Origin of the sequence: Photorhabdus sp. RM322S (genome assembly GCF_042879395.1) — a bacterium.
Lineage (GTDB): Bacteria > Pseudomonadota > Gammaproteobacteria > Enterobacterales > Enterobacteriaceae > Photorhabdus > Photorhabdus khanii.
Map to the genome: position 1 here is coordinate 1 of NZ_JBHFKW010000047.1, position 21573 is coordinate 21573.

The window sequence follows — 21573 nt, forward strand, 5'->3', positions numbered from 1 at the left end:
TGATCATGTTTTTCACGTAGTCGGCGTGGCCTGGGCAGTCAACGTGTGCATAGTGACGACTTGGCGTATCATATTCTACGTGAGAAGTAGAGATGGTGATACCACGCGCTTTTTCTTCTGGCGCGTTATCGATCTGGTCGAATGCACGAGCGTTACCACCGTAGGTTTTAGCCAGTACAGTAGTGATGGCAGCAGTCAGGGTAGTTTTACCATGGTCAACGTGGCCGATAGTACCAACGTTAACGTGCGGTTTTTTACGTTCAAATTTTTCTTTAGACACGACTCTATTCCTTAATATCGCTCCCTCGTTATATGGGGAGGGAGCTAAATCTAGATATTAAACCCGAAAAGCTTATTTAGCTTTACGAGCTTCGATAATAGCCTGAGCGACGTTGCTCGGCGCTTCATTGTACTTCAGGAACTCCATGGAGTAAGAAGCACGACCTTGGGTCTGAGAACGCAGATCAGTAGCATAACCAAACATTTCAGATAATGGTACCTGAGCACGTACGATTTTACCGGTAGCAAGATCTTCCATACCGTCGATCATACCACGGCGACGGTTCAGGTCACCGATAACGTCACCCATGTAGTCTTCTGGAGTTTCAACTTCAACTTTCATGATAGGTTCCAGCAGAACTGGTTTCGCTTTCATGAAGCCTTCTTTGAAGCCCATAGAACCTGCGATTTTGAACGCCATTTCAGAGGAGTCAACTTCGTGGTAAGAACCATCGAACACTGCTACTTTAACGTCAACAATCGGGTAACCGGCCAGAACACCATTCTTCATTTGTTCCTGAATACCCTTATCTACAGCAGGGATATATTCTTTAGGAATAACACCACCAACGATTTCGTTAGCGAATTGGTAGCCTGGGCCACCTGCTTCCATTGGCTCAATACGCAGCCATACGTGACCAAACTGACCACGACCACCAGACTGACGAACAAATTTACCTTCTTGTTCAACAGTAGTACGGATGGTTTCACGGTAAGCAACCTGAGGTTTACCGACGTTTGCTTCAACTTTGAACTCACGACGCATACGGTCAACCAGAACGTCTAAGTGAAGCTCACCCATGCCCGCGATAATAGTCTGGCCGGATTCTTCATCGGTAGACACGCGGAATGATGGGTCTTCCTGAGCCAGACGACCTAAAGCGATACCCATTTTTTCCTGGTCGACTTTAGTTTTTGGCTCAATCGCAACAGAGATTACCGGCTCTGGGAATTCCATACGCTCCAGAATGATTGGAGAACTGATATCACACAGGGTATCACCAGTAGTCACGTCTTTCAGACCGATCGCAGCTGCGATGTCGCCTGCGCGAACTTCTTTGATTTCTTCACGCTTGTTAGCATGCATCTGAACGATACGGCCAAAACGCTCTTTTTTATCTTTCACTGGGTTAAGAACGGTATCACCGGAATTAACCACGCCAGAGTAGACACGGAAGAAGGTCAGGTTACCAACGAATGGGTCAGTAGCGATTTTAAACGCCAGTGCCGAGAACGGTTCGTTATCGTCAGAATGACGCTCTGCCGGGGTATCTTTACCATCTGGCAGAAGGCCTTTAATGGATTCAACGTCAGTTGGCGCCGGCAAGTACTCAATAACGGCATCCAGCATTGCCTGAACACCTTTGTTCTTAAATGCAGAACCACAGGTAACCAGGATGATTTCGTTAGTCATAACACGATGACGCAGACCCGCTTTGATCTCTTCTTCGGTCAGCTCTTCACCGCCGAGGTATTTTTCCATCAGCTCTTCTGATGCTTCCGCTGCGGCTTCAACCAAGTTGTTACGCCATTCTTCCGCCAGATCCTGCATATCAGCTGGAATATCTTCATAAGTGAAGGTAGTTCCCTGATCTTCCTCGTTCCAGTTGATAGCTTTCATTTTCACCAGGTCAACAACACCGGTGAAAACATCTTCCGCACCAATTGCCAATTGCAGAGGAACTGGATTTGCAGCCAAACGGCTTTTGATCTGCTCAACAACGCGTAAGAAATTCGCTCCCATACGGTCCATTTTGTTAACGAACGCGATACGTGGAACTTTATATTTATTCGCCTGACGCCATACGGTTTCAGACTGTGGCTGAACACCACCAACCGCACAGTAAACCATGACTGCACCGTCAAGGACACGCATAGAACGTTCTACTTCGATAGTGAAGTCAACGTGGCCTGGGGTGTCGATGATATTGATACGGTGCGCATCAAACTGCTTAGCCATACCTGACCAAAAAGCAGTTGTTGCTGCGGAGGTGATGGTAATACCACGCTCCTGCTCCTGTTCCATCCAGTCCATAGTAGCAGCGCCATCATGAACTTCACCGATCTTATGGTTTACACCAGTGTAGAACAGAATACGTTCGGTAGTGGTGGTTTTACCGGCGTCGATGTGTGCACTGATACCGATGTTACGGTAGCGTGCAATGGGTGTTGTACGAGCCATTTGATTCCTCTATTCCTAGGACGTTCAATTTAAATCTGGGTGGCAGAGCTGCCACCCAGGGCATCATCACTACAATGGAATTACCAACGGTAGTGTGCGAACGCCTTGTTAGCTTCTGCCATACGATGAACGTCTTCACGTTTCTTAACAGCAGAGCCTTTATTCTCGGCTGCGTCAGATAGTTCGTTCGCCAGGCGCAGGGCCATAGACTTATCACCGCGTTTACGAGCAGCTTCAACGATCCAGCGCATTGCCAGAGCATTACGACGAACCGGACGAACTTCAACTGGAACCTGATAAGTAGAACCACCAACACGGCGGGATTTAACTTCCACGGTTGGACGCACGTTATCCAGTGCGAGTTCAAACACTTCCAGATGTTCTTTACCAGAACGCTGAGCCAGGGTCTCAAGCGCACTATATACAATTGCTTCCGCGGTAGATTTTTTACCATCTACCATCAGGATATTGACAAATTTGGCCAGTAATTCAGATCCGAACTTTGGATCTGGCAGAATTTTACGCTGACCAATTACACGACGACGTGGCATGGAAATACTCCGTTTCGAATTCAGGGTTGTCCAAAACTCTACGAGTTTATTTTGACATTAAAGTGAAAATGTTTGGCCTTACTTAACGGAGAACCATTAAGCCTTTGGCTTCTTCACACCGTACTTAGAACGACCTTGTTTACGGTCTTTAACACCGGAACAGTCCAGTGCACCGCGAACAGTGTGGTAACGCACACCTGGCAAGTCTTTAACACGACCGCCACGGATCAGAATTACGGAGTGTTCCTGCAAGTTGTGGCCTTCACCACCGATGTAGGAAGAAACTTCGTAACCGTTAGTCAAACGCACGCGACATACTTTACGCAGTGCGGAGTTTGGTTTTTTAGGAGTGGTGGTATATACGCGAGTACATACGCCACGCTTCTGCGGGCAAGCGTCCAGAGCAGGAACGTTGCTTTTTGCAACCTTCATGCTGCGGGGTTTGCGCACCAGCTGGTTAATAGTTGCCATTATTAAAAAAACTCCTGGTTTTTTTGCTTCGTAAACACGGATAAAATCTCTTGTCTGCCCTGACGGCAAAACACGAGGACGCGGAATTTTATGGCTGACTCGCCAGGGTGTCAAGAAATATACATTTTCTCTGACCTACCAAGCGAATTGTTGATGGTGTTTTACCGTCAGGTTAACAAAGTCAGTATAGTCGATAACTTGCACTTTGTCCGAAATTTGACCTACCAATCCCCGCGCCTCAATATCTTCTTTCAGAACATATAATGTGACGCCATGATTCATTAAAGCCGGAAGATAGCAGCTACCATCAATACCTGCCAGTACACCATCCTGAATAAACAGTATGTCATCACCACTGGCAAGCAGATTGAATATCACATTGAAATCACATTGATAAGGGGATCGGCCAACAGTATATAGCATATCATCGTCCTTCCAATCGCTCAGAATGTCAGCACCACATCATAGTCAGCCAATTTTTCACGAATAACTTTTGCGGGTATCACTTCCACATCCAGAATACAATTGCGGATTGAGCTTAACCCACGCATGATAAGATCTTCCTGGCACAAATAATATTTTTCAATATCGTATAAAGGCAAGACCTTAAACGTAGCGATATAGTTTCTGGCGAGGATCCTGTCAGGTTGCTGATTCGGCAGGAGTTGCAGCACACCATCAGAAATGAAAAATACACCAATCTCTTCTGTAAATGCCGAGGTTGCCAATAATGCATCCAGACCTTCTCTGCCACCAGAATCACCATGAGGTGCTTTTGTAAAGACAAAAGCAATTCTTTTCATTTTTGCCTCTCAGAATTGCACCACACGATCGCAAGTCAGCATGGCTTCAGCAAGCGTTCCCAATCCACTTAATTCAAACCCCTCCGCCAGGTTTGCAACAGGTAAATTCAATTCATTCGCCTGCTGCGCATCAAGGACGCCACGGCGAAGAGCAGCGGCAATACAAATATGCATGCCAAACCGATGCTCTGTTGCCATCATCTGCCACGCGTTAACCAAATTAAACTCATCACTGGCTGGTGTGGTCAGTTGATTACCGTTATAAACCCCTTCCCGATAAAAAAATACGGTATTCAGTTTATGTCCCATCGCAACCAAAGCTTGCGCGAATTGGTAAGCACTGCTGGCTTGCTGAGTACCATACGCAGGCCCCATCACCAGCAGACAATAAGACAGCGAAGACATTACCGTTCGGGCCCTAAGCATTCCCCATTTTTAAATTGGCGAATATAGAGGTAAACAGTATGTTTAGAAATATTTAAACGCTCGGCAACCTGATTAATTGCGTCTTTAATATCAAAAATGCCTTTCTCATAGAGATTCAGAACCACTTGCCTGTTCTTCGCATTATTAGATACATTGCGATCAATATTGACTTCTTCGATAGTGTATTCCAGCGTTTGCGCCACCAAATCATCCACGGATGATGCAAAGTTTACATTTGTTGGTGCAACGTCATGGGTCTCCTCTGGAATAAATGTCTGAATTATTTCAGAGAAAGGGACATCAAGATTCATATTAATGCACAGGAGGCCGATCACTCTGCGATTCCGATTGCGGATCGCAATAGTGACTGACTTCATCAATGAACCGCTTTTCGCCCGGGTAAAATAGGCCTTGGATGCACTACAGTCTTCATCTGTAATGTCATGTAACATACGCAGCGCAAGATCTGTGATAGGTGAGCCTATTTTTCGACCTGTATGTTCTCCATTAGCTATTCTGACAGCTGAACATTTAAGATCTTCCAGTGAATGAAGGACAATCTCGCAATGCCCACCAATCAGCATAGCCAAGCCATCAACCGCGGCTTCATAAGATTTTAAAATTTCGTGATCCGTTTCAGTAAACGGTTGGTTTTCCAATAAATCGATATCATTGATATCACCAGATAATAACGGGTTAGACATTCAATACACCATCCTTCAAACGCAGACAACGTCTTGCTAAAAACACAACGTGATAAACGTATAAAAATTTCTTGTGAAAATTCAACTATTGCAGCTTAACAGAGATTTCAATCAAAGATCTTTACATTCATGTTAAATATTGACGTTAAAACCACATTACATCATCGTCAAGCCATCACTACTCAGACATTTGGCCTATATCACAGCTTTCAGTAACAAAAAACCGTTGACAGAATTTATACCAACGGTTTTATCCACATTCATCAAAGATATTTAGCAAATAGATTACTTAGCTTTGGTATCCGCTTTCACATCCAGCAGCTCAATATCAAACACTAATGTAGAATTTGCAGGAATGCCTGGAACACCAGCTTTACCATAGGCCAGTTCTGGTGGAATAACCAGTTTGATTTTTCCGCCTTTTTTCACATTTTGCAGACCTTCGGTCCAACCAGGGATAACGCCATCCAAGCGAATAGAAAGTGGTTCATTACGCTTATATGAGCTATCGAACTCTTTGCCGTCAATCAATGCTCCCTTATAGTTTACGACGACAGTGTCACTTGCCGCAGGCTTTTTACCACTACCTTCCTTTTCTATTTTATACAAAAGGCCGGTTTTGCTCTTAACGACGCCTTTTTCCTTGGCGAACGCGTCACGATATTTAGCACCCTTAGCTTCATTATCGCTGGCTTCTTTTTCCATCTTCGCTTCAGCTGCTGACTTCACTTTGCCTTCAAACGCACGCAAAGTATTTTCAATTTCGCTGTCATTCAGTTTGCTCTTGTTATTAAAAGCATCCTGCACACCTGCCAACAATTGATCTTTATCCAATGGGATACCCAGAGATTTCTGCTCTTTCAGAGTGTTTTCCATATAACGCCCTAAAGATGCGCCCAGAGCATAAGCATTTTGCTGATCTTCTGTTTTAAATGCGCTATTCAATTCTGTACTGCCCTGACTATCCGCTTTGGCGGCCAACGCATGAGGGGCGCTGAAAGCCATCGCCAATGTGGTCGCAAGCAGGGTAACTTTAAACAATGATTTCATCTGGTTCTCCAATAGCTTTGGGGGATATTTACTGTCAGCAAAAGTTATGCAATCAAGTCACTATAACTGTCTACAGGAGCACAACACAATATTTGCTGCTTTTTAGTGCCCCAAAACTATTGAGACAACGTGAATGAAAAGAGGTTTCATAACAATCATATTTCACAGAATATTCTGGGCATAATGGGTTACACTAATTAACATGAGACGTCTAATACAGATAATACACGATCTGGAACGGGGGGAAATCATGGATCTGTCAGAGTTTGAACAGCGGCTTGAACATTTAGAAAGCCGGGCGGCTTTTCAGGAAATTACTATCGAAGAGCTGAATCAGGTGGTGACTGAACAACAAATGGAAATGACGAAATTAAGAGAGCATTTACGGTTGATGACAGAACGGTTGAAAGCCACTCAACCATCAATGGTCGCTTCACCGTCGGAGGAAACGCCCCCACCTCATTACTGATTTTTACAAAACCAAAACAACCACTCAAAATATATCAGGGCAAGTATAGAAACCGCTCATCCCCAAACTTGCCCCACTTTTTTTGAATGTTAAAGCCTATATCCGCTTTAACTTATCAATGGCAACTACCACCTCCGCAGCAGCCGTTCCCTTCATTATGGTGATGATGACTATCATCATGGCCGTGGCCACCACAGCAGCCACCCTCGCCATGTTCGTGACCATGCGCGCCGTGAACATGACCATGAGCCAGCTCTTCTTCGGTCGCTTCGCGGATAGCAATAACTTCAACATTGAATTTCAAATTCTGACCAGCCAGCATATGGTTACCATCAACCACAACGTGCTCATCTTCAACCGCTGTGATTTCTACGGGTACCGGTCCCATATCGGTGTCAGCCAGAAAACGCATGCCAACTTCTAATTCGTCAACACCAACAAATACATCTTTTGGCACACGTTGAACCAAATTGTCATCATACTGACCATATGCATCATCAGCCTGTACGCTGACATCAAAACTCTCACCAGCCTCACGGCCTTCCAGCGCTTTTTCCAAACCACTGATCAATGAACCACGGCCATGCAGATAGTCCAACGGTGCACTCACCGGTGACTCATCAACTAAAACACCATCTTCTGTTCTTACTTGATAAGCCAAGCTGACTACCAAGTCTTTTGCTACTTTCATGACATCTCCTTCCCGTGGGTCTAAAAATTTTTACCGATTGTAGCGGAATTCTAAGCCTCTGTACCGACCCGCATTAAAATTCACACAATTATTGTGGTGTAAAAATACCAATAACCTGCTCCTGTTTTCTCACATGAAAGGCCACTTTTTCATCAGCTTGACGTTGTTGATGACCACAATGGACACATTCCACCACATCCACCTGATCTTCCCGCCACATTGCCAGCGTGTCCTGTGAGTGACATTCAGGGCAGACAGCACCAGCAATAAATCTTTTACGGCTTACTGTCATTGTTTGCTCCACTACTATTCATATATTCATGTTCATTCCAACCATCCGGTTGGAGACGCTCATTCAGCATTTCCCGTTCGAACAACTCTTCCAGTTCCCGTCGCGCCTCTTTTATGCGGGATATGTGAGCCACATCACCCTGTCGCTGTGGCATCAATTCTCTCAGCATCCGCATATCCAACCGCTGAAAATGATGTTTTGCACGATAAGCCTTATGCGGATGCATTCCCAATCCGACCAACGTCTTACGGCCCAATTCCAATGCGCTGGAGAAAGTTTCGCGGGTGAAATTTTCTACGCCATTCTGTAGCAATTCATGCGCTTCCAAACGTCCTCTGGCCCGCGCCATAATATGCAGATTCGGGAAATGTTTTTGGCATAAATGAACGATCATCATGGTATCTTCCGGCTCATTACAGGTAATAACTATCGCTTTGGCTTTATCCGCCCCTGCCGCACGAAGCAATTCCAATTCAACCGCATCACCATAATAAACTTTGTAGCCATAACGCCGCATGGTACTAACAACACTGACATCACGCTCCAGTACCGTTATGTGGATTTTATTCACCATCAAAAGACGGCCTATTACCTGCCCAAACCGGCCAAAACCAACTAAAATCACCTGTGGGTCGTTATCTTCCACAAATGGCTGTTCTTCCATCTCATCCGGGGCATTATAACGACGTGCCAAAATGGCATCTATCAATTGCATCACAAGCGGCGTTGTCATCATTGATATCGTCACTACAACCAACAACAAAGCCATCTGCCCGCTATTGAGTACATTCTGGCCCAGTGCAGCAGAAAACAGAACAAAGGCAAATTCTCCGCCCTGGCTGAGAACGCCGGAAAATTGCAAGCAAGACGAACCCCGTAAGCCAGCAGTCCATGCGATAAGATAAAGAACAACGCCTTTCACAACGACCAAAGCCAGTACGCCAAGTAACACATCGGACAAATGTATCAGTAACACGCCCAGATTCAGGGACATACCTACCGAAATAAAAAACAGCCCTAACAGTAATCCCTTGAACGGTTCTATGGATATTTCCAGTTCATGGCGATATTCACTATCTGCCAGCAATACACCGGCGATAAAGGTTCCCAGTGCCATGGAAAAACCCAGCGCTTCCATAAACAGCGCCGAACTGAGCACCACCAATAACGCCGCCGCAGTAAACACCTCACGTACTCCAGCTCTGACGACCAAACGAAACAACGGACGTAACAGATAACGGCCACCCAGCAACATAACGGCAAAAGCCGCTATTTTTAACACTATCCGATACCAGTCACTGGATGCTGTTTCACCTGCCAGAAGCGGGATCAACGCCAAAGCCGGGATCACAGCCATATCCTGAAACAGCAAAACAGAGAAACCAAGCTGCCCGCCTTCATTGCGGTTCATGCCCTTCTCTTTCATCAGTTGCAGAGCCATTGCTGTTGAGGACATCGCCATCCCGATACCACCGATAACCGCCGCCTGCCACGAAAAATCTGTTAGATATAACAGCCCGGCCAGCACACCTGCGGTGAAAATAACCTGAGCCGCACCGACACCAAAAATCGATCGCCTGAGTTGCCAAAGTTTAGAAGGGTTAAGTTCAAGGCCGATGATAAACATCAGAAAAACGATCCCCAGCTCAGAGAAATGAAGAATATCATCAACATCTCTGATAAAGCTTAACCCCCACGGGCCAAGGACAATCCCGGCTAACAAATAACCTAATACTGCCCCAATCCTGAATTTCTGTGCGATCGGCACTGCCACTACAGCAGCAAATAAAAATAATACCCCGGCGCTGAGTTGCGCTGAATGCTCCATAGCTATAGCCCTCCTAATGATAATGGCGATTTGAGCCACTCACGATAAGCATTAGCATGGATGGCAAGAAGTTCAGGTTTTTGACGACGTGCCCAATAAATAATTATCGGTGATAACCAATGCATACGGCACATGGATGCTGTCAGTTCAAAAGGGCGAAGAATCTCTTCCATCGGATAAAAGTTATAACCATCAGCCCGGAAAGCGCCTTCCGGCTCTCCGGTGGTGATCACTGAACGCCAATATTTCCCCTGTAATGCCAACCCGGTGGTACCACTGGCAAACCCCCGCGTCAGCACGCGATCCATCCACTCCTTTAATAAAGCTGGACAGCTGTAGGTATATAGTGGATGTTGAAAGACAATTACCTGATGTTCACGAAGCAGTTGTTGCTCATGGTGAACATCAATAAAAAAATCTGGATAAGCTCTATATAAGTCGTGAACCGTAACATGCTCTAAATCCAGCACAGGTTGCAACAAAACACAATTTGCTACTGAATCCTGTGGCTCAGGATGGGCATACAGCAGCAGGACTTTAGGCGGCTGTAACATCGTTCCCTCCTCAAGAACGTGTCAGGACACGTATTTTCCGTTACCATGCATACAAAGTGACAAAATTAGGACGCTTATTGTCCCATTACTTTCTAATAATTTAACATACTCTATACAAACGACACCTATGATTGTTTTCTCTTCATTACAAATTCGTCGCGGAACCCGTGTCTTACTGGATAATGCCAGCGCCACTATCAATCCCGGGCAGAAAGTGGGTCTGGTAGGGAAAAATGGCTGTGGCAAATCTACCTTACTTGCACTATTAAAAAATGAGCTTCAGGCTGAAGCAGGAACATTCACTTTTCCCGGTAACTGGGCGCTGGCCTGGGTGAATCAAGAAACACCGGCACTGGAAATACCTGCTCTGGAATATGTCATTGATGGTGATCGTGAGTTCCGTCAACTGGAACAACAATTGCAGTTAGCCAATGAAAAAAATGACGGTAATCTGATCGCGCATCTGCACAGTCAACTGGACACGATTCAAGCCTGGACTATCCGTTCAAGAGCATCAAGTCTGCTTCACGGCTTAGGTTTCTCTCAAGAACAGCTTGAGCAACCTGTACGTGCATTTTCCGGTGGATGGCGCATGCGCTTGAATCTGGTACAAGCCCTGATCTGCCGTTCTGATTTACTGTTGCTTGACGAACCGACCAACCATCTTGATCTGGACGCGGTTATCTGGCTGGAAAAATGGCTGAAAAACTACCCCGGTACATTAATCCTTATCTCCCATGACCGGGATTTTCTGGACCCGATTGCCGATAAGATCCTTCATATCGAGCAACAATCTCTGTTTGAATACAGCGGTAACTACTCCTCTTTCGAACGTCAGCGCGTGACCAAACTGGCACAACAACAGGCGCTCTATAAAAGTCAGCAGGAGAAAGTGACACATCTGCAAAGTTATATTGACCGTTTCCGTGCCAAAGCCAGTAAAGCCAAACAAGCTCAGAGCCGTATCAAGATGCTGGAGCGGATGGAGTTGATAGCACCTGCCCATGTTGATAACCCGTTCCATTTCAGTTTCCGTAAACCGGAAAGTCTGCCAAATCCACTGCTGAAAATGGAAAACGTCAGCGCAGGCTATGGCGAGCGGACGGTTTTAGGCTCCATCAAGCTGAATTTGGTTCCCGGCTCCCGCATAGGCCTGCTTGGCCGTAATGGCGCAGGTAAATCCACGTTGATCAAATTACTGGCTGGTGAGCTGCAATCTCAGAGTGGAGACGTGGAATTATCCAAAGGGATCAAACTGGGATATTTCGCCCAGCATCAATTGGAATATCTGCGTGCTGATGAATCACCATTACAGCATATAGCGCGCCTTGCGCCACAGGAAACCGAGCAGCAACTTAGGGATTATTTGGGGGGTTTTGGTTTTAAAGGCGATCAAGTCACTGATCCAAGCGGACGTTTTTCCGGGGGAGAGAAAGCACGTTTGGTTTTAGCATTGATGGTTTGGCAACGCCCTAATCTTCTGTTGCTAGATGAACCAACGAACCACCTCGACCTGGATATGCGCCAAGCACTGACAGAAGCACTGATCGATTTTGATGGTGCATTGGTTGTGGTTTCCCATGACAGGCATCTACTACGTTCAACAACCGATGAGCTGTATCTGGTTCACGATGGCCGGGTAGAATCTTTCAATGGCGATTTGGAAGATTATCAACAATGGCTGACAGATCAGCAGCGTCAACAAAATCAGCAATTACGTGAGAACAACGATAAGGAAAAAGAATCTTCCGGTCAAAGTGCTCAAGAAAGAAAAGATCAAAAACGGCGTCAAGCTGACTTCCGTAACCAAACGCAACCATTGCGCAAACAGCTTACCAATCTAGAAAAACAGATGGATAAACTGGGTAACGAACTGACTATATTAGAAAAACAGCTGTCAGACAGCGCTATCTACGATAGTAGCCGTAAAGCCGAATTGACTGAATATCTGCAAAAACAAAATCAGACCAAATCAAAACTGGAAGAAATTGAATTAGAGTGGATGGAAATTCAGGAGCAACTTGAGCAAATGGCGCAAGAATTTGAAGGGTAAATACTTTCATAAATCACATTAAAAAAATAAAGCGGAGAAAACAATCCGCTTTATTTTTTAATAACATTTACACCAAAGATTTTTATTAAAACCATTAACCCACCCGGCAAAAATAAATATTATTATAGTAAAATTATAATTTTACTATATGAAATTCATTTTCATCTAAAATTGAATTTATATACAAAAACGACCATAAGAATAACATGCCATTTCATTAATTTAATATTAAAATAATAATACCTATTTTTCTCATTCACATATTATCAACTAATGAAGAAAATAGTTCCGCTGCATTTATTAAATCGCAGTCTATAACTGGACTCCACAAGATACCAAAATCAATCTCCATATCAGTTTCTAAAATTTCAAGTGAATCCAGATATTGTGATGGAATTGAACGAATCACTTTCTGCGGAACTAAAGAAAAACCATTATGTTTAATTATCAATTCAATCATCACCATAATATCATTGGTTTTTAACATTAAATTCATACTACTATCATTATCATAAATAGAAAATGTGCTGATGCCATCGGTAAAATCAAGCGACATATCATTCCCATCAGTATCAATAAGGTGATACAAGGAAGCTATTTCAGCATTTAATTCAGCAAAATTCTGAGTCCAATCACTGCCTTTTTTAAAAAGATAAACGAGTTTTTCAGTAAAAATCCGCTTAGGCATCAGTGATGAAGTTAACGACAAAGGAACAATAGCAATATGTAATAGACCAGAATTTAACAGACTCATTTGCTGCTCGAATGGCAAACCTGTAATTAGCACAAGCACGGCTTTTTCTTGTTTACCTAAAAAAAGCTGCTCTTTCATTTTCCCAGAATCATAAATAGAAAAACAAGAACTCACATAAAGATAATTTGGTGAGTCGTATTGCAAATCATGATGAACCTGAACCTGAAACTGCTCAAAATTCCCCAGTAATTTCTGAGCATTCTCTAGTGTTTTTTGTCCAAAATCAGTTAGCCTGGTCCCATTTGGCCCTCTGGAAAAAAGTAGCGCTCCTAAAGATGCTTCCAGTGCATTAATTTTCTTTGTCAACGCAGGTTGTGAAATATGTAGTATTTGAGAAGCCTTATGATAATTAAGTGTTTCAGCTAACACGACAAAAGCTTTTAGATTACGTATATCCACATTTTCACCACTCAGGTTTATCTTATATGCTTTCTTTGGGTTACTATCCCAGCAATAAACTAAATTATTCACACTTAAATTAATTAAACAGAGATTAAACAACAACTATACGATGATCAATTAATTTATTCTAAAAAATTGACGATATATACATCACGATATGTCCCACAATGATTTACACATGTTTTATAGATAAAACAGGTAAGTAATCACATTAAATAAAACTCATTAGAAAATGATGATTTTTTTCATTTTTAAAAATTTTCCTATATAAATTACCTGGCACCCTATGATTATGTAATTCTTACTATGCCGGATAGTGCAATATACCTGACGTATGCTATTTCTAAAATACTATTATTAATCTTTATTTTTAAATATTGTAATTTAATTTTAAATAAATCCAAATCTTATTGGGTAATAAATTAGTTAGAGATAAAAATTATAGTTAAAATATACTTTAACTTTCACTCCAATTTTTCAACATGAATGATATGATTTAAATAAAAAAAGCAAGATCGCCGATTATATGTATAATATTTTTCCCATAGTGAAACCAGTTATCAAAAAATTAATTAGATTTAAATAAAATAATATCAATCACATAGCTTAATATCTTTTACATATTTATTAGGTGACGACCATGATATCTTTGGGCATATCAAATAATCCTCATTCTTTAGTTTATAATTCACATAAAAAGCTGTAGGAAAACTCAAAAAAAATGCAACAATAGCTATCATACCAAGACAATTAACACAGATATCGTGATACTTTGGGATACGAGATGTCAAATTAAAATAAATAATAAAACTTAAAAAATAAAAAATTAATGGGAAGAAAAAAAATGCAATTACTATCCCATTAGAAAAAAAGATCACCTCAGCCATTGTAATCAATGAATACAGACTATCAACAACAACAAACACCCCCAAAGACATCAAAGACAATATAAAAATCGCCCCAATTATATTCATTACTTTTCTTTTATTATCCACGACCATATCTTCCCCAATCATGAAGAAATTTATTTACATCAGCTACAGGGGATCTTTCTCTATTATAAGCTTCTTTCATTAAATCAATAACCTTTTTGCTTATTCCATACCTATCATCTATATAATTTAACACTATGGCAACAACTAAACCAACCCCAACAATTATACCAGCTACAACAATGATACTAGCACCTGCCACCAAGACAGATGAAAGAAAAGCCCCCGTCACCCAAGAAGCAAAGGCTGCCACTGCTGTTTTAGCCATATCTACGGCGATATTACCTAAGAAATCAGCCAGTGTGTATTCATCCTTAAATATATATTCAACGGTTCTATAAGCCACAGAAAATAATATACAGAATTTCATTCCCTTAATTATGCCACTATTTATTCCCTGATGCCCTATCCCCATAGATATCATCTTCATATTAGAAGCACCATATCTTGAAGCGGTAATAAATTTTCTAACTCCAGCATAACCTGAGATTTTAATATATTTTTCACCATTCTTGCCAACATACTCAGTCGCTTTAATCCCTAATCGTTTAAATTCTCTTACTACATTTGTAAAGTCAAAAGCATCATGTATATTACCTGCATAAGGTGATATTGGATCGGCAGCCGAAAACACCTTCTTCATACATGGACTTTTTGGTTTTGGGGAATCAATATCCTCTAAAACACTTTTCGCTTCTTCTAATGATAGCAGTGCAATATACGTTGTATTTTCTCTTAACTGCGTCTCAAGACCAATAGCATCAAAGAACTCATGCTGAGGCTTTAATTGATCAATCCCAACATGACCTCTTAGATAATCCCCCATATAACCTCCCCAAGAGGGGGTGTATTTTTTATATGTCATCGTGAAACTTCCTTTAATATTATTAACATCAACAATCGTCACATTAGTGTTTAACGGGCGGAGTTTCCAATTTTAGCGAAAGAATACTACCATCTGAAATCTTCATATCAATCGCACTGGCTTGAGTTGATGACAACAGCCGAAAACACAGCATCATCATCATTGCCAATTTCTCCTCCGGAATTAACGGACTATTCACTAATACATCACTGAGCTGTTGCAATAACTGTTCTCTATCTCTATCGTCCATACGGCTAACCCCATTAACAATTAAAAATTCGAGTATAACACCACTATATAAAAAATAGCCACATCGATTATACAAAAATCATATCGATGATATAATAGCAAAGGGTTGCAAAAGAGTAGCGCTTCTAATATTAAAATCTTTATATCATCATGACTAAAAGCAATATAATTCAATCCCCTTAAAGAATTCGATAAGAGAGTGGTCCTGATATTCAAATCTGGTTTAATTTGACGAAACTGGAATGGATATATAAATATGCTTAACAACGTTTACCAATAAACCACATAGCAATAAAAACAACAAAAATACCAACCAAGGTTAAACTAAACCATATGTCTGGAAAAAATAGACCCGATATAAATACCCAAACAACAATAATCCCTAAATCACTTATCAATATAGAGGGCTATAAATACATTTTCTATCTCTCCAAACAAAAATAATATCAATTACATAGTTTAATATCTTTTACATAGATATTATCTGACATCCAAGATATTCTTTCACATACCAAATAGTTATTACTCTTCAGTTTATAATCCACATAGAAAGAAACAGGAAAACTCAAAAAAACTGAAACCAAAAACATCATGCCAAAATATTTAATATAGGCGTCATGATATTTTGGGATACGCGATGTCAAAAGAAAATAAATAGGAAAAATAGAAGCATAACACCCCAAAGGAAAGGAAATAAACATAATTACCATTTTCCCGGAAAATGTAATTTTATCAGCCATTGCAATCAATGAAAATAAACTTTCACTTGCGATGAACGTAGCAAAACACATCAAAGACAATATAAAAATCGCCAAAATAATATGCATTATTTTTCTTTTATTACCCACAACTATATCGCCCCCAATCATGAAGAAAATTATTAAAGTCAGCTTCATGGGCTCTTTCTCTGTTATACACTTCTTTTATTAATTTAATAACCTTTTCGCTTATTTGATATTTATTATCTAGGTAATTTAGTACAATAGCAGCAGCTAAACCTACCAAAACAACTATACCAGCTACAACAATGATACTAGCACCTGCCACAAAGAAAGATGAAAGAACAGTTCCTATAGCCCAGGAAGCAAAAGCAGCCACTGCTGTTTTAGCCATATCTACGGCGATATTACCTAAGAAATCAGCCAGTGTGTATTCGTCCTTAAATATATATTCAACCGTTCTATAAGCCGCAGAAAATAATATACAGAATTTCATTCCTTTAACTATGCCACTATTTATTCCCTGCTGCCCTATCCCCATAGATATCATCTTCATGTTAGAAGCACCATATTTTGAAGCAGTAATAAATTTTCTAACTCCGGCATAACCTGAGATTTTAATATATTTTTGACCATTCTTGCCAACATACTCTGTGGCTTTAATCCCTAATCGTTTAAATTCACTTACTACATTTGTAAAGTCAAAAGCATCATGTATATTACCTGCATAAGGTGATATTGGATCGGCAACCGAAAACACCTTCTTCATAAATGGACTTTTTGGTTTTGGGGAACCAATATCCTCTAAAACACTTTTCGCTTCTTCTAATGATAGCAGTGCAATATACGTTGTATTTTCTCTTAACTGCGTCTCAAGACCAATAGCATCAAAGAACTCATGCTGAGGCTTTAATTGATCAACCCCAACATGACCTTTTAGGAAATCCCCAATATAACCTTCCCAAGCGGGATTGTATTTTTTATATGTCATCGTGAAACTTCCTTTAATATTATTAACATCAATAATCGTCACATTAGTGTTTAACAGACGGCGTTTCCAATTTCTCCTCCGGAATTAACGGACTATTCACTAATACATCACTGAGCTGTTGCAATAACTGTTCTCTATCTCTATCGTCCATACGGCTAAACCCATTATCAATTAAGAATTCGAGTATAACACCACTATATAAAAAATAGCCACATCGATTATGCAATAATCATATCCATGATATAATAGCAAAGGGTTGCAAAAGATTAGTGCTTTTAATAATAAAATCCTTATATCATCATGACTGAAAGCAATATAATTCAATCCCCTTAAAGAATTCGATAAGAAGGCAAGGCCTTGATATTCAAATCTGGTTTAATTTGACAAAACTGGAATGGATATATAAGTATGCTTAACAACGTTTACCAATAAACCACCTAGCAATAAAAACAACAAAAATACTAACCAAGGTTAAACTAAACCATATGTCTGGAAAAAATATACCAGATATGCATGCCCAGATAACAATAATCCCTAAAGGAATAATCTCCCACAAGAGATCCTTAAGCCATATTAAAAAAAGCACCTTGAACCACTCCTTACTAAAAATCTCTTTGTCTCACTCTCATGCTCAAATGCTAATTATTAGTTATTACAATAAAACAATATAAACACATATAAATATATTTAGCTCCTCTTACTAATACACCAGAAAACAAAAGCCGTAACAACAACAATACCCAATAATGTTAATCGTCCCCATATCTCTGGAAAACAGGCTGCGGTCATAGCGGACCAAGCGATAATCAAGATAAAAGGAATTGTGTTCCACAAAAGATCTTTAATCCATATAAAAAAAAGCTCTTTGAACCATTCCTTACTAAAAACCCTTTTTTTTTCATTCATATTAATACCCTAATTCATCATTTCAATAAATGCAGAAACAATATCATTTTCATTACATTTTTTCCCAATAAGGGGAACACCTTTTGACAATGCAGGCTCAACTAAAAAATACAACATTTCCAGCTTCTTACTGTATAGCACCCAGTAAAATAACGGACATTCTCTTTTTAACTTATCAGCTGACACTGCGGCTTTTTCAACGTCACCGTATATTTGAAAAGCGGCTAAAGAATAATTTGCATATTTCCTAACATTATTCCTTACAACAACATTAATAATCAAAGATTGATATAAGACTTCTGCTATCGCAATAGAAATAGCGAACTTTGTGGCTTTAGAGGTTGCAAATTTAGTTGAAAATTTTAGTAACTCAAGATATATTCTTTCTCTCGCTTTTTCATTTTGCTCCTTTAATAACTCATCAACAAATAACTGCGTTATTTCCAGTATAACATTTTTTCGTTGTTTAACTATATTCCATATAGCCGAAGCCATCCTCTTATCTTCATGATGTATTTGATCATATACGTCACGATAACCATCAAAGAAATATGATGTCCTCCAAGTTAATCGCTTTACCCCCATTCCAATGGTATCTACTGTATCTTCTGCTACATCTTTTAGCTCACTACCCACCTCCTCTGCCTTTAGGGCTAACACTCGGTTGGCCTCTTGTGTCATTTTTATGTAATGTTCAATATAGTCTGCCATTTTTTATCTCCCTAAAAAATGAATTAATCAAAAATCGCCACACTAGTGTTTAACGGATGGCGTTTCTAGTTTGAGTGAAAGAATACGACCATCCGAAACTCTCATATTAATTAGATCAGCTTCAATTGACGATAACAGCTGAAAACATAGCATCATCACCAATACCAATTTCTCCTCTGAAACTAACGAGCTATTCTCTAACGCATCACTTAGTTGTTGTAATAACTGTTCTCTACCTCTATCATCCATACAACTAAACCCATTCACAATTAAAATTAGAGTATAACACCGTTATATAAAAAATAGCCACACTGATCACGCAATAATCATATCAATGATGTAAATGATGTAAATGATGTAAATGATGTAATAGTAAAGCTCTATATAAAGAGTAGAGCTCATATAATATTTATGTGCCTATATCATTATGACCAAAGCACTATCATTCGAACTTATAAGAATTTAATAAAAGGGTAAAGCCCTGATATCCAGATCCGATTTAACCTGACGAAACTGGAATGAAAATGATAAGGACAGATCATTAAAAAAAAAGTTACTTCATACAATAAGTAAATTAAGTGTTAATTAATACCTTTCAGGAAATAAATTCGGTATTGAACTATTAATTTTTTTATATTTTAATGCTAAGGTTGTACTTCTACAGCCTAAGGCATACAGTTTTAGGTCATTTAAACAAAGAACTCATATGGTAATTACTTATGTCACATATCATTTACTTATCACTAAATGGTAAGAAACAGGGTTTAATTTCTGCCGGTTGTTCAACACTAGACTCTATAGGAAATCGATACCAGAAGGGGCACGAAGATCAAATACAGGTATTGAGTTTAAGTCATATGATGACTCGCGAACAAAATGTAGAGCATCACCCAGTACAATTCCTCAAGCCAATAGATAAATCATCGCCATTATTAGCAATGGCAATCTCTTCAAACGAGCTGCTGAATGCAGTTTTTCTCTTTTATAGAACAAACACCGCTGGGCAGTTAGAGCTTTTTTATGAGGTTAAATTAACAGAAGCGAGTATTGTTGACGTTTCTTGCACCTACCCGAATTCGATAAATAATAATGAAATGATGCCGTATGAGAAAGTCCTTCTCAAATACAGATCCATAACCTGGAATCACGTGACGGCAGGCACATCAGCCTATAGTATATGGGATGATAGAATCTATTAACAACAAACCAAGTTAAGCATATATAAAGATATATGCTTAACTTTTACGCTTATCGTTTATACGCTTCTCACTTATATATGAGAAAACAAAAAGACAAATAAAAACAACAACAACACCAAACAATGCTAACCATCCCCATATATCGGGAAAAAAGACTACAGCCATCATTGACCAAACAAGAATAACTATTACAGGTATAGTTGACCACAAAAGATCCTTAAACCATATGAAAAAAAGCGCCTTAAACCACTCTTTGCTAAAAAGTTTCTTACTCATATTCACTCTCACACACTAATTACTTTAACAACTACAGAAACAACATCGTTTTCACTGCTTTTTGTTCTAATAAGGCCAACGCCTTTTGACAATATGGGTTCAGCTAAAAATCACATTCACAAAACTATCGCTTTTGTCGAAACACTGACCAAATTTGCCCTTTTTAACAAAGAAGAGTAAATAACTATTTATCAATTCAAGAATATTCCCATCAGGAAAGCAATATGAAAATTAATCTCAACAATATGGTTACCGAAAGCCGCAATCCTGCCAGTACTTATATTGATACTTTACCAACCCTTGAAATGCTACAACTCATTAATAATGAAGATAAAAAAGTCGCATTGGCTGTAGAACAAACTTTACCTCAAGTCGCTGAAACCGTGGATAAAATTGCCGAAGCATTCCGTCAGGGAGGTCGTTTAATCTATATCGGTGCTGGCACATCTGGCCGATTAGGGATTCTGGATGCCAGTGAATGCTCTCCAACTTATGGCACTAAACCGGAACAGGTAATTGGATTAATTGCAGGAGGACATCAAGCTATTTTGAGAGCCGTTGAAAATGCAGAAGATAACCGGCAATTAGGCACAAATGATCTTCAAGCGCTACACTTTAACTCTAAAGATGTATTGGTTGGTATTGCCGCCAGTGGCCGTACACCTTATGTTCTGGGTGCCATGGAGTATGCAAAATCAGTGGGTGCCACCGTCGCCTGTATCAGTTGTAATCCTGACAGCCCGATGACACAAGCAGCCGATATTGCCATGACACCCGTCGTTGGGCCGGAAATCGTCACCGGTTCATCACGTATGAAAGCAGGTACAGCACAAAAACTGATCCTCAATATGCTCACTACCGGTGCCATGATCCGCATAGGAAAAGTTTATGGCAACCTGATGGTGGATGTAGAAGCGACAAATGCCAAGCTGGTTGAAAGGCAGAAAAATATCGTGATGGCTGCCACAGAATGCGACCAGATACAAGCTGAACAAGCACTGGCTGCATGTGATGGACATTGCAAAACAGCCATTGTGATGATTCTGGCAGGAATAGATGCTCAACAGGCAAAGGCTTTACTGGAAAAGAATCACGGTTTTATTCGCCCGGCAATATCAACAGTTCGGTAATAGTTTTCTTCTTCTGGACAGGAATA

At 40.4% G+C, this 21573-nt stretch carries 27 protein-coding genes; 4 read left to right on the forward strand and 23 right to left on the reverse strand.

All coding sequences use genetic code 11. The features are described from left to right. From ACGF63_RS19570 to fkpA, 9 genes are all read right to left on the reverse strand, one after another. Positions 1-280: GTP-binding protein (locus ACGF63_RS19570; RefSeq protein WP_387632762.1), on the reverse strand; the 280-nt coding region annotated here is incomplete at its 3' end. 72 nt (positions 281-352) lie between these two features. Continuing rightward, a complete protein-coding gene (fusA, locus tag ACGF63_RS19575; RefSeq protein ID WP_036845880.1) occupies positions 353-2461 on the reverse strand; it encodes an elongation factor G in 2109 nt (702 codons plus the stop codon). 80 nt (positions 2462-2541) lie between these two features. Beyond that, the gene (rpsG, locus tag ACGF63_RS19580) at positions 2542-3012 is read right to left on the reverse strand and encodes a 30S ribosomal protein S7 (RefSeq protein WP_036845883.1); all 471 of its coding nucleotides are present in this window, start codon (positions 3010-3012) and stop codon (positions 2542-2544) included. Positions 3013-3108: 96 nt separating this feature from the next. Continuing rightward, positions 3109-3483 (reverse strand): 30S ribosomal protein S12, encoded by a 375-nt coding sequence (gene rpsL / locus ACGF63_RS19585; protein WP_036845886.1) that lies wholly within the window; start codon positions 3481-3483, stop codon positions 3109-3111. Between the two features lie 135 nt (positions 3484-3618). Continuing rightward, the gene (tusB, locus tag ACGF63_RS19590; protein WP_036845888.1) at positions 3619-3906 is read right to left on the reverse strand and encodes a sulfurtransferase complex subunit TusB; all 288 of its coding nucleotides are present in this window, start codon (positions 3904-3906) and stop codon (positions 3619-3621) included. Between the two features lie 20 nt (positions 3907-3926). Further along, on the reverse strand, positions 3927-4286 hold the full coding sequence (tusC, locus tag ACGF63_RS19595; RefSeq protein ID WP_036845890.1) for a sulfurtransferase complex subunit TusC: 360 nt from the start codon (positions 4284-4286) through the stop codon (positions 3927-3929). A 9-nt stretch (positions 4287-4295) separates the two neighbouring features. Further along, positions 4296-4691 carry a sulfurtransferase complex subunit TusD gene (gene tusD, locus ACGF63_RS19600; protein ID WP_036845892.1) on the reverse strand — a complete coding sequence of 132 codons (396 nt, stop codon included), beginning with the start codon at positions 4689-4691 and terminating at the stop codon, positions 4296-4298. Then, the gene (locus ACGF63_RS19605) at positions 4691-5416 is read right to left on the reverse strand and encodes a transcriptional regulator (protein WP_036845895.1); all 726 of its coding nucleotides are present in this window, start codon (positions 5414-5416) and stop codon (positions 4691-4693) included. Before ACGF63_RS19605 ends, tusD begins: the two co-directional genes overlap by 1 nt. A 285-nt stretch (positions 5417-5701) precedes the next feature. Beyond that, positions 5702-6466: an FKBP-type peptidyl-prolyl cis-trans isomerase gene (gene fkpA / locus ACGF63_RS19610; RefSeq protein ID WP_051477343.1), complete on the reverse strand. Its 765-nt coding sequence runs from the start codon at positions 6464-6466 to the stop codon at positions 5702-5704. A 250-nt stretch (positions 6467-6716) separates the two neighbouring features. Between fkpA and ACGF63_RS19615 the strand changes: the two genes are divergently transcribed. Further along, a complete protein-coding gene (locus ACGF63_RS19615) occupies positions 6717-6935 on the forward strand; it encodes a protein SlyX (RefSeq protein WP_036845898.1) in 219 nt (72 codons plus the stop codon). Between the two features lie 115 nt (positions 6936-7050). Here the strand turns inward: ACGF63_RS19615 and slyD are convergent, their stop codons facing one another. The 4 genes from slyD to kefG all read right to left on the reverse strand — a co-directional run bounded on the left by slyD (position 7051) and on the right by kefG (position 10300). Next, on the reverse strand, positions 7051-7626 hold the full coding sequence (slyD, locus tag ACGF63_RS19620) for a peptidylprolyl isomerase (RefSeq protein ID WP_036845901.1): 576 nt from the start codon (positions 7624-7626) through the stop codon (positions 7051-7053). A gap of 88 nt (positions 7627-7714) precedes the next feature. Beyond that, positions 7715-7918: a YheV family putative zinc ribbon protein gene (locus ACGF63_RS19625; RefSeq protein ID WP_036845904.1), complete on the reverse strand. Its 204-nt coding sequence runs from the start codon at positions 7916-7918 to the stop codon at positions 7715-7717. After that, positions 7902-9746, reverse strand: a complete 1845-nt coding sequence (gene kefB / locus ACGF63_RS19630) for a glutathione-regulated potassium-efflux system protein KefB (protein WP_051477345.1) — start codon at positions 9744-9746, stop codon at positions 7902-7904. The genes ACGF63_RS19625 and kefB overlap by 17 nt, the downstream gene beginning before the upstream one ends. A gap of 2 nt (positions 9747-9748) precedes the next feature. Next, a complete protein-coding gene (kefG, locus tag ACGF63_RS19635) occupies positions 9749-10300 on the reverse strand; it encodes a glutathione-regulated potassium-efflux system ancillary protein KefG (protein ID WP_036845907.1) in 552 nt (183 codons plus the stop codon). 127 nt (positions 10301-10427) lie between these two features. Here kefG and ACGF63_RS19640 point away from each other — a divergent pair, with 127 nt between their 5' ends. Continuing rightward, positions 10428-12353, forward strand: coding sequence for an ABC transporter ATP-binding protein (locus ACGF63_RS19640; RefSeq protein WP_387632765.1), 1926 nt, complete (start codon positions 10428-10430; stop codon positions 12351-12353). 256 nt (positions 12354-12609) lie between these two features. Here ACGF63_RS19640 and ACGF63_RS19645 read toward each other — a convergent pair whose 3' ends face one another. From ACGF63_RS19645 to ACGF63_RS19685, 9 genes are all read right to left on the reverse strand, one after another. After that, complete coding sequence (locus tag ACGF63_RS19645) at positions 12610-13506, reverse strand: LysR family transcriptional regulator (protein WP_162524230.1); 897 nt, start codon at positions 13504-13506, stop codon at positions 12610-12612. A gap of 596 nt (positions 13507-14102) precedes the next feature. Continuing rightward, positions 14103-14510, reverse strand: a complete 408-nt coding sequence (locus ACGF63_RS19650) for a DUF1240 domain-containing protein (protein ID WP_051477347.1) — start codon at positions 14508-14510, stop codon at positions 14103-14105. Continuing rightward, positions 14497-15366: a hypothetical protein gene (locus tag ACGF63_RS19655; RefSeq protein WP_203448972.1), complete on the reverse strand. Its 870-nt coding sequence runs from the start codon at positions 15364-15366 to the stop codon at positions 14497-14499. The genes ACGF63_RS19650 and ACGF63_RS19655 overlap by 14 nt, the downstream gene beginning before the upstream one ends. A gap of 43 nt (positions 15367-15409) precedes the next feature. After that, positions 15410-15616, reverse strand: a complete 207-nt coding sequence (locus tag ACGF63_RS19660; RefSeq protein ID WP_036845918.1) for a hypothetical protein — start codon at positions 15614-15616, stop codon at positions 15410-15412. A 445-nt stretch (positions 15617-16061) separates the two neighbouring features. Continuing rightward, positions 16062-16463 carry a DUF1240 domain-containing protein gene (locus ACGF63_RS19665; RefSeq protein WP_387632767.1) on the reverse strand — a complete coding sequence of 134 codons (402 nt, stop codon included), beginning with the start codon at positions 16461-16463 and terminating at the stop codon, positions 16062-16064. Then, the gene (locus ACGF63_RS19670) at positions 16456-17325 is read right to left on the reverse strand and encodes a hypothetical protein (protein ID WP_387632769.1); all 870 of its coding nucleotides are present in this window, start codon (positions 17323-17325) and stop codon (positions 16456-16458) included. Before ACGF63_RS19670 ends, ACGF63_RS19665 begins: the two co-directional genes overlap by 8 nt. Before the next feature lie 687 nt (positions 17326-18012). Next, positions 18013-18231 carry a hypothetical protein gene (locus ACGF63_RS19675; protein ID WP_152963708.1) on the reverse strand — a complete coding sequence of 73 codons (219 nt, stop codon included), beginning with the start codon at positions 18229-18231 and terminating at the stop codon, positions 18013-18015. Positions 18232-18240: 9 nt separating this feature from the next. Next, on the reverse strand, positions 18241-18942 hold the full coding sequence (locus ACGF63_RS19680; protein ID WP_152963707.1) for a hypothetical protein: 702 nt from the start codon (positions 18940-18942) through the stop codon (positions 18241-18243). A gap of 42 nt (positions 18943-18984) precedes the next feature. Further along, the gene (locus ACGF63_RS19685; protein WP_036845927.1) at positions 18985-19191 is read right to left on the reverse strand and encodes a hypothetical protein; all 207 of its coding nucleotides are present in this window, start codon (positions 19189-19191) and stop codon (positions 18985-18987) included. A gap of 470 nt (positions 19192-19661) precedes the next feature. Here ACGF63_RS19685 and ACGF63_RS19690 point away from each other — a divergent pair, with 470 nt between their 5' ends. Further along, a complete protein-coding gene (locus ACGF63_RS19690) occupies positions 19662-20141 on the forward strand; it encodes an Hcp family type VI secretion system effector (RefSeq protein ID WP_036845929.1) in 480 nt (159 codons plus the stop codon). A gap of 36 nt (positions 20142-20177) precedes the next feature. On the opposite strand, the gene ACGF63_RS19695 is transcribed toward ACGF63_RS19690, so the two are convergent. Further along, positions 20178-20417 carry a hypothetical protein gene (locus ACGF63_RS19695; RefSeq protein WP_132356125.1) on the reverse strand — a complete coding sequence of 80 codons (240 nt, stop codon included), beginning with the start codon at positions 20415-20417 and terminating at the stop codon, positions 20178-20180. Positions 20418-20641: 224 nt separating this feature from the next. On the opposite strand from ACGF63_RS19695, the gene murQ reads away from it, so the two are divergent. Beyond that, positions 20642-21547, forward strand: a complete 906-nt coding sequence (murQ, locus tag ACGF63_RS19700; protein ID WP_152963705.1) for an N-acetylmuramic acid 6-phosphate etherase — start codon at positions 20642-20644, stop codon at positions 21545-21547. Positions 21548-21573: the final 26 nt, after the last annotated feature.

Coding starts and splice junctions, on each gene's coding strand:
- ACGF63_RS19690 (WP_036845929.1), top strand. CDS start 19,662: ATGTCACATATCATTTACTTATCACTAAATGGTAAGAAACAGGGTTTA.
- ACGF63_RS19640 (WP_387632765.1), top strand. CDS start 10,428: ATGATTGTTTTCTCTTCATTACAAATTCGTCGCGGAACCCGTGTCTTA.
- tusB (WP_036845888.1), bottom strand. CDS start 3,906: ATGCTATATACTGTTGGCCGATCCCCTTATCAATGTGATTTCAATGTG.
- ACGF63_RS19680 (WP_152963707.1), bottom strand. CDS start 18,942: ATGGCAGACTATATTGAACATTACATAAAAATGACACAAGAGGCCAAC.
- ACGF63_RS19660 (WP_036845918.1), bottom strand. CDS start 15,616: ATGGACGATAGAGATAGAGAACAGTTATTGCAACAGCTCAGTGATGTA.
- fusA (WP_036845880.1), bottom strand. CDS start 2,461: ATGGCTCGTACAACACCCATTGCACGCTACCGTAACATCGGTATCAGT.
- ACGF63_RS19655 (WP_203448972.1), bottom strand. CDS start 15,366: ATGACATATAAAAAATACACCCCCTCTTGGGGAGGTTATATGGGGGAT.
- rpsL (WP_036845886.1), bottom strand. CDS start 3,483: ATGGCAACTATTAACCAGCTGGTGCGCAAACCCCGCAGCATGAAGGTT.
- tusD (WP_036845892.1), bottom strand. CDS start 4,691: ATGTCTTCGCTGTCTTATTGTCTGCTGGTGATGGGGCCTGCGTATGGT.
- rpsG (WP_036845883.1), bottom strand. CDS start 3,012: ATGCCACGTCGTCGTGTAATTGGTCAGCGTAAAATTCTGCCAGATCCA.
- fkpA (WP_051477343.1), bottom strand. CDS start 6,466: ATGAAATCATTGTTTAAAGTTACCCTGCTTGCGACCACATTGGCGATG.
- kefG (WP_036845907.1), bottom strand. CDS start 10,300: ATGTTACAGCCGCCTAAAGTCCTGCTGCTGTATGCCCATCCTGAGCCA.
- murQ (WP_152963705.1), top strand. CDS start 20,642: ATGAAAATTAATCTCAACAATATGGTTACCGAAAGCCGCAATCCTGCC.
- ACGF63_RS19695 (WP_132356125.1), bottom strand. CDS start 20,417: ATGAGTAAGAAACTTTTTAGCAAAGAGTGGTTTAAGGCGCTTTTTTTC.
- ACGF63_RS19685 (WP_036845927.1), bottom strand. CDS start 19,191: ATGGATGATAGAGGTAGAGAACAGTTATTACAACAACTAAGTGATGCG.
- ACGF63_RS19615 (WP_036845898.1), top strand. CDS start 6,717: ATGGATCTGTCAGAGTTTGAACAGCGGCTTGAACATTTAGAAAGCCGG.
- ACGF63_RS19650 (WP_051477347.1), bottom strand. CDS start 14,510: ATGGTCGTGGATAATAAAAGAAAAGTAATGAATATAATTGGGGCGATT.
- ACGF63_RS19625 (WP_036845904.1), bottom strand. CDS start 7,918: ATGACAGTAAGCCGTAAAAGATTTATTGCTGGTGCTGTCTGCCCTGAA.
- ACGF63_RS19670 (WP_387632769.1), bottom strand. CDS start 17,325: ATGACATATAAAAAATACAATCCCGCTTGGGAAGGTTATATTGGGGAT.
- kefB (WP_051477345.1), bottom strand. CDS start 9,746: ATGGAGCATTCAGCGCAACTCAGCGCCGGGGTATTATTTTTATTTGCT.
- ACGF63_RS19675 (WP_152963708.1), bottom strand. CDS start 18,231: ATGAATGAAAAAAAAAGGGTTTTTAGTAAGGAATGGTTCAAAGAGCTT.
- tusC (WP_036845890.1), bottom strand. CDS start 4,286: ATGAAAAGAATTGCTTTTGTCTTTACAAAAGCACCTCATGGTGATTCT.
- slyD (WP_036845901.1), bottom strand. CDS start 7,626: ATGAAAGTAGCAAAAGACTTGGTAGTCAGCTTGGCTTATCAAGTAAGA.
- ACGF63_RS19605 (WP_036845895.1), bottom strand. CDS start 5,416: ATGTCTAACCCGTTATTATCTGGTGATATCAATGATATCGATTTATTG.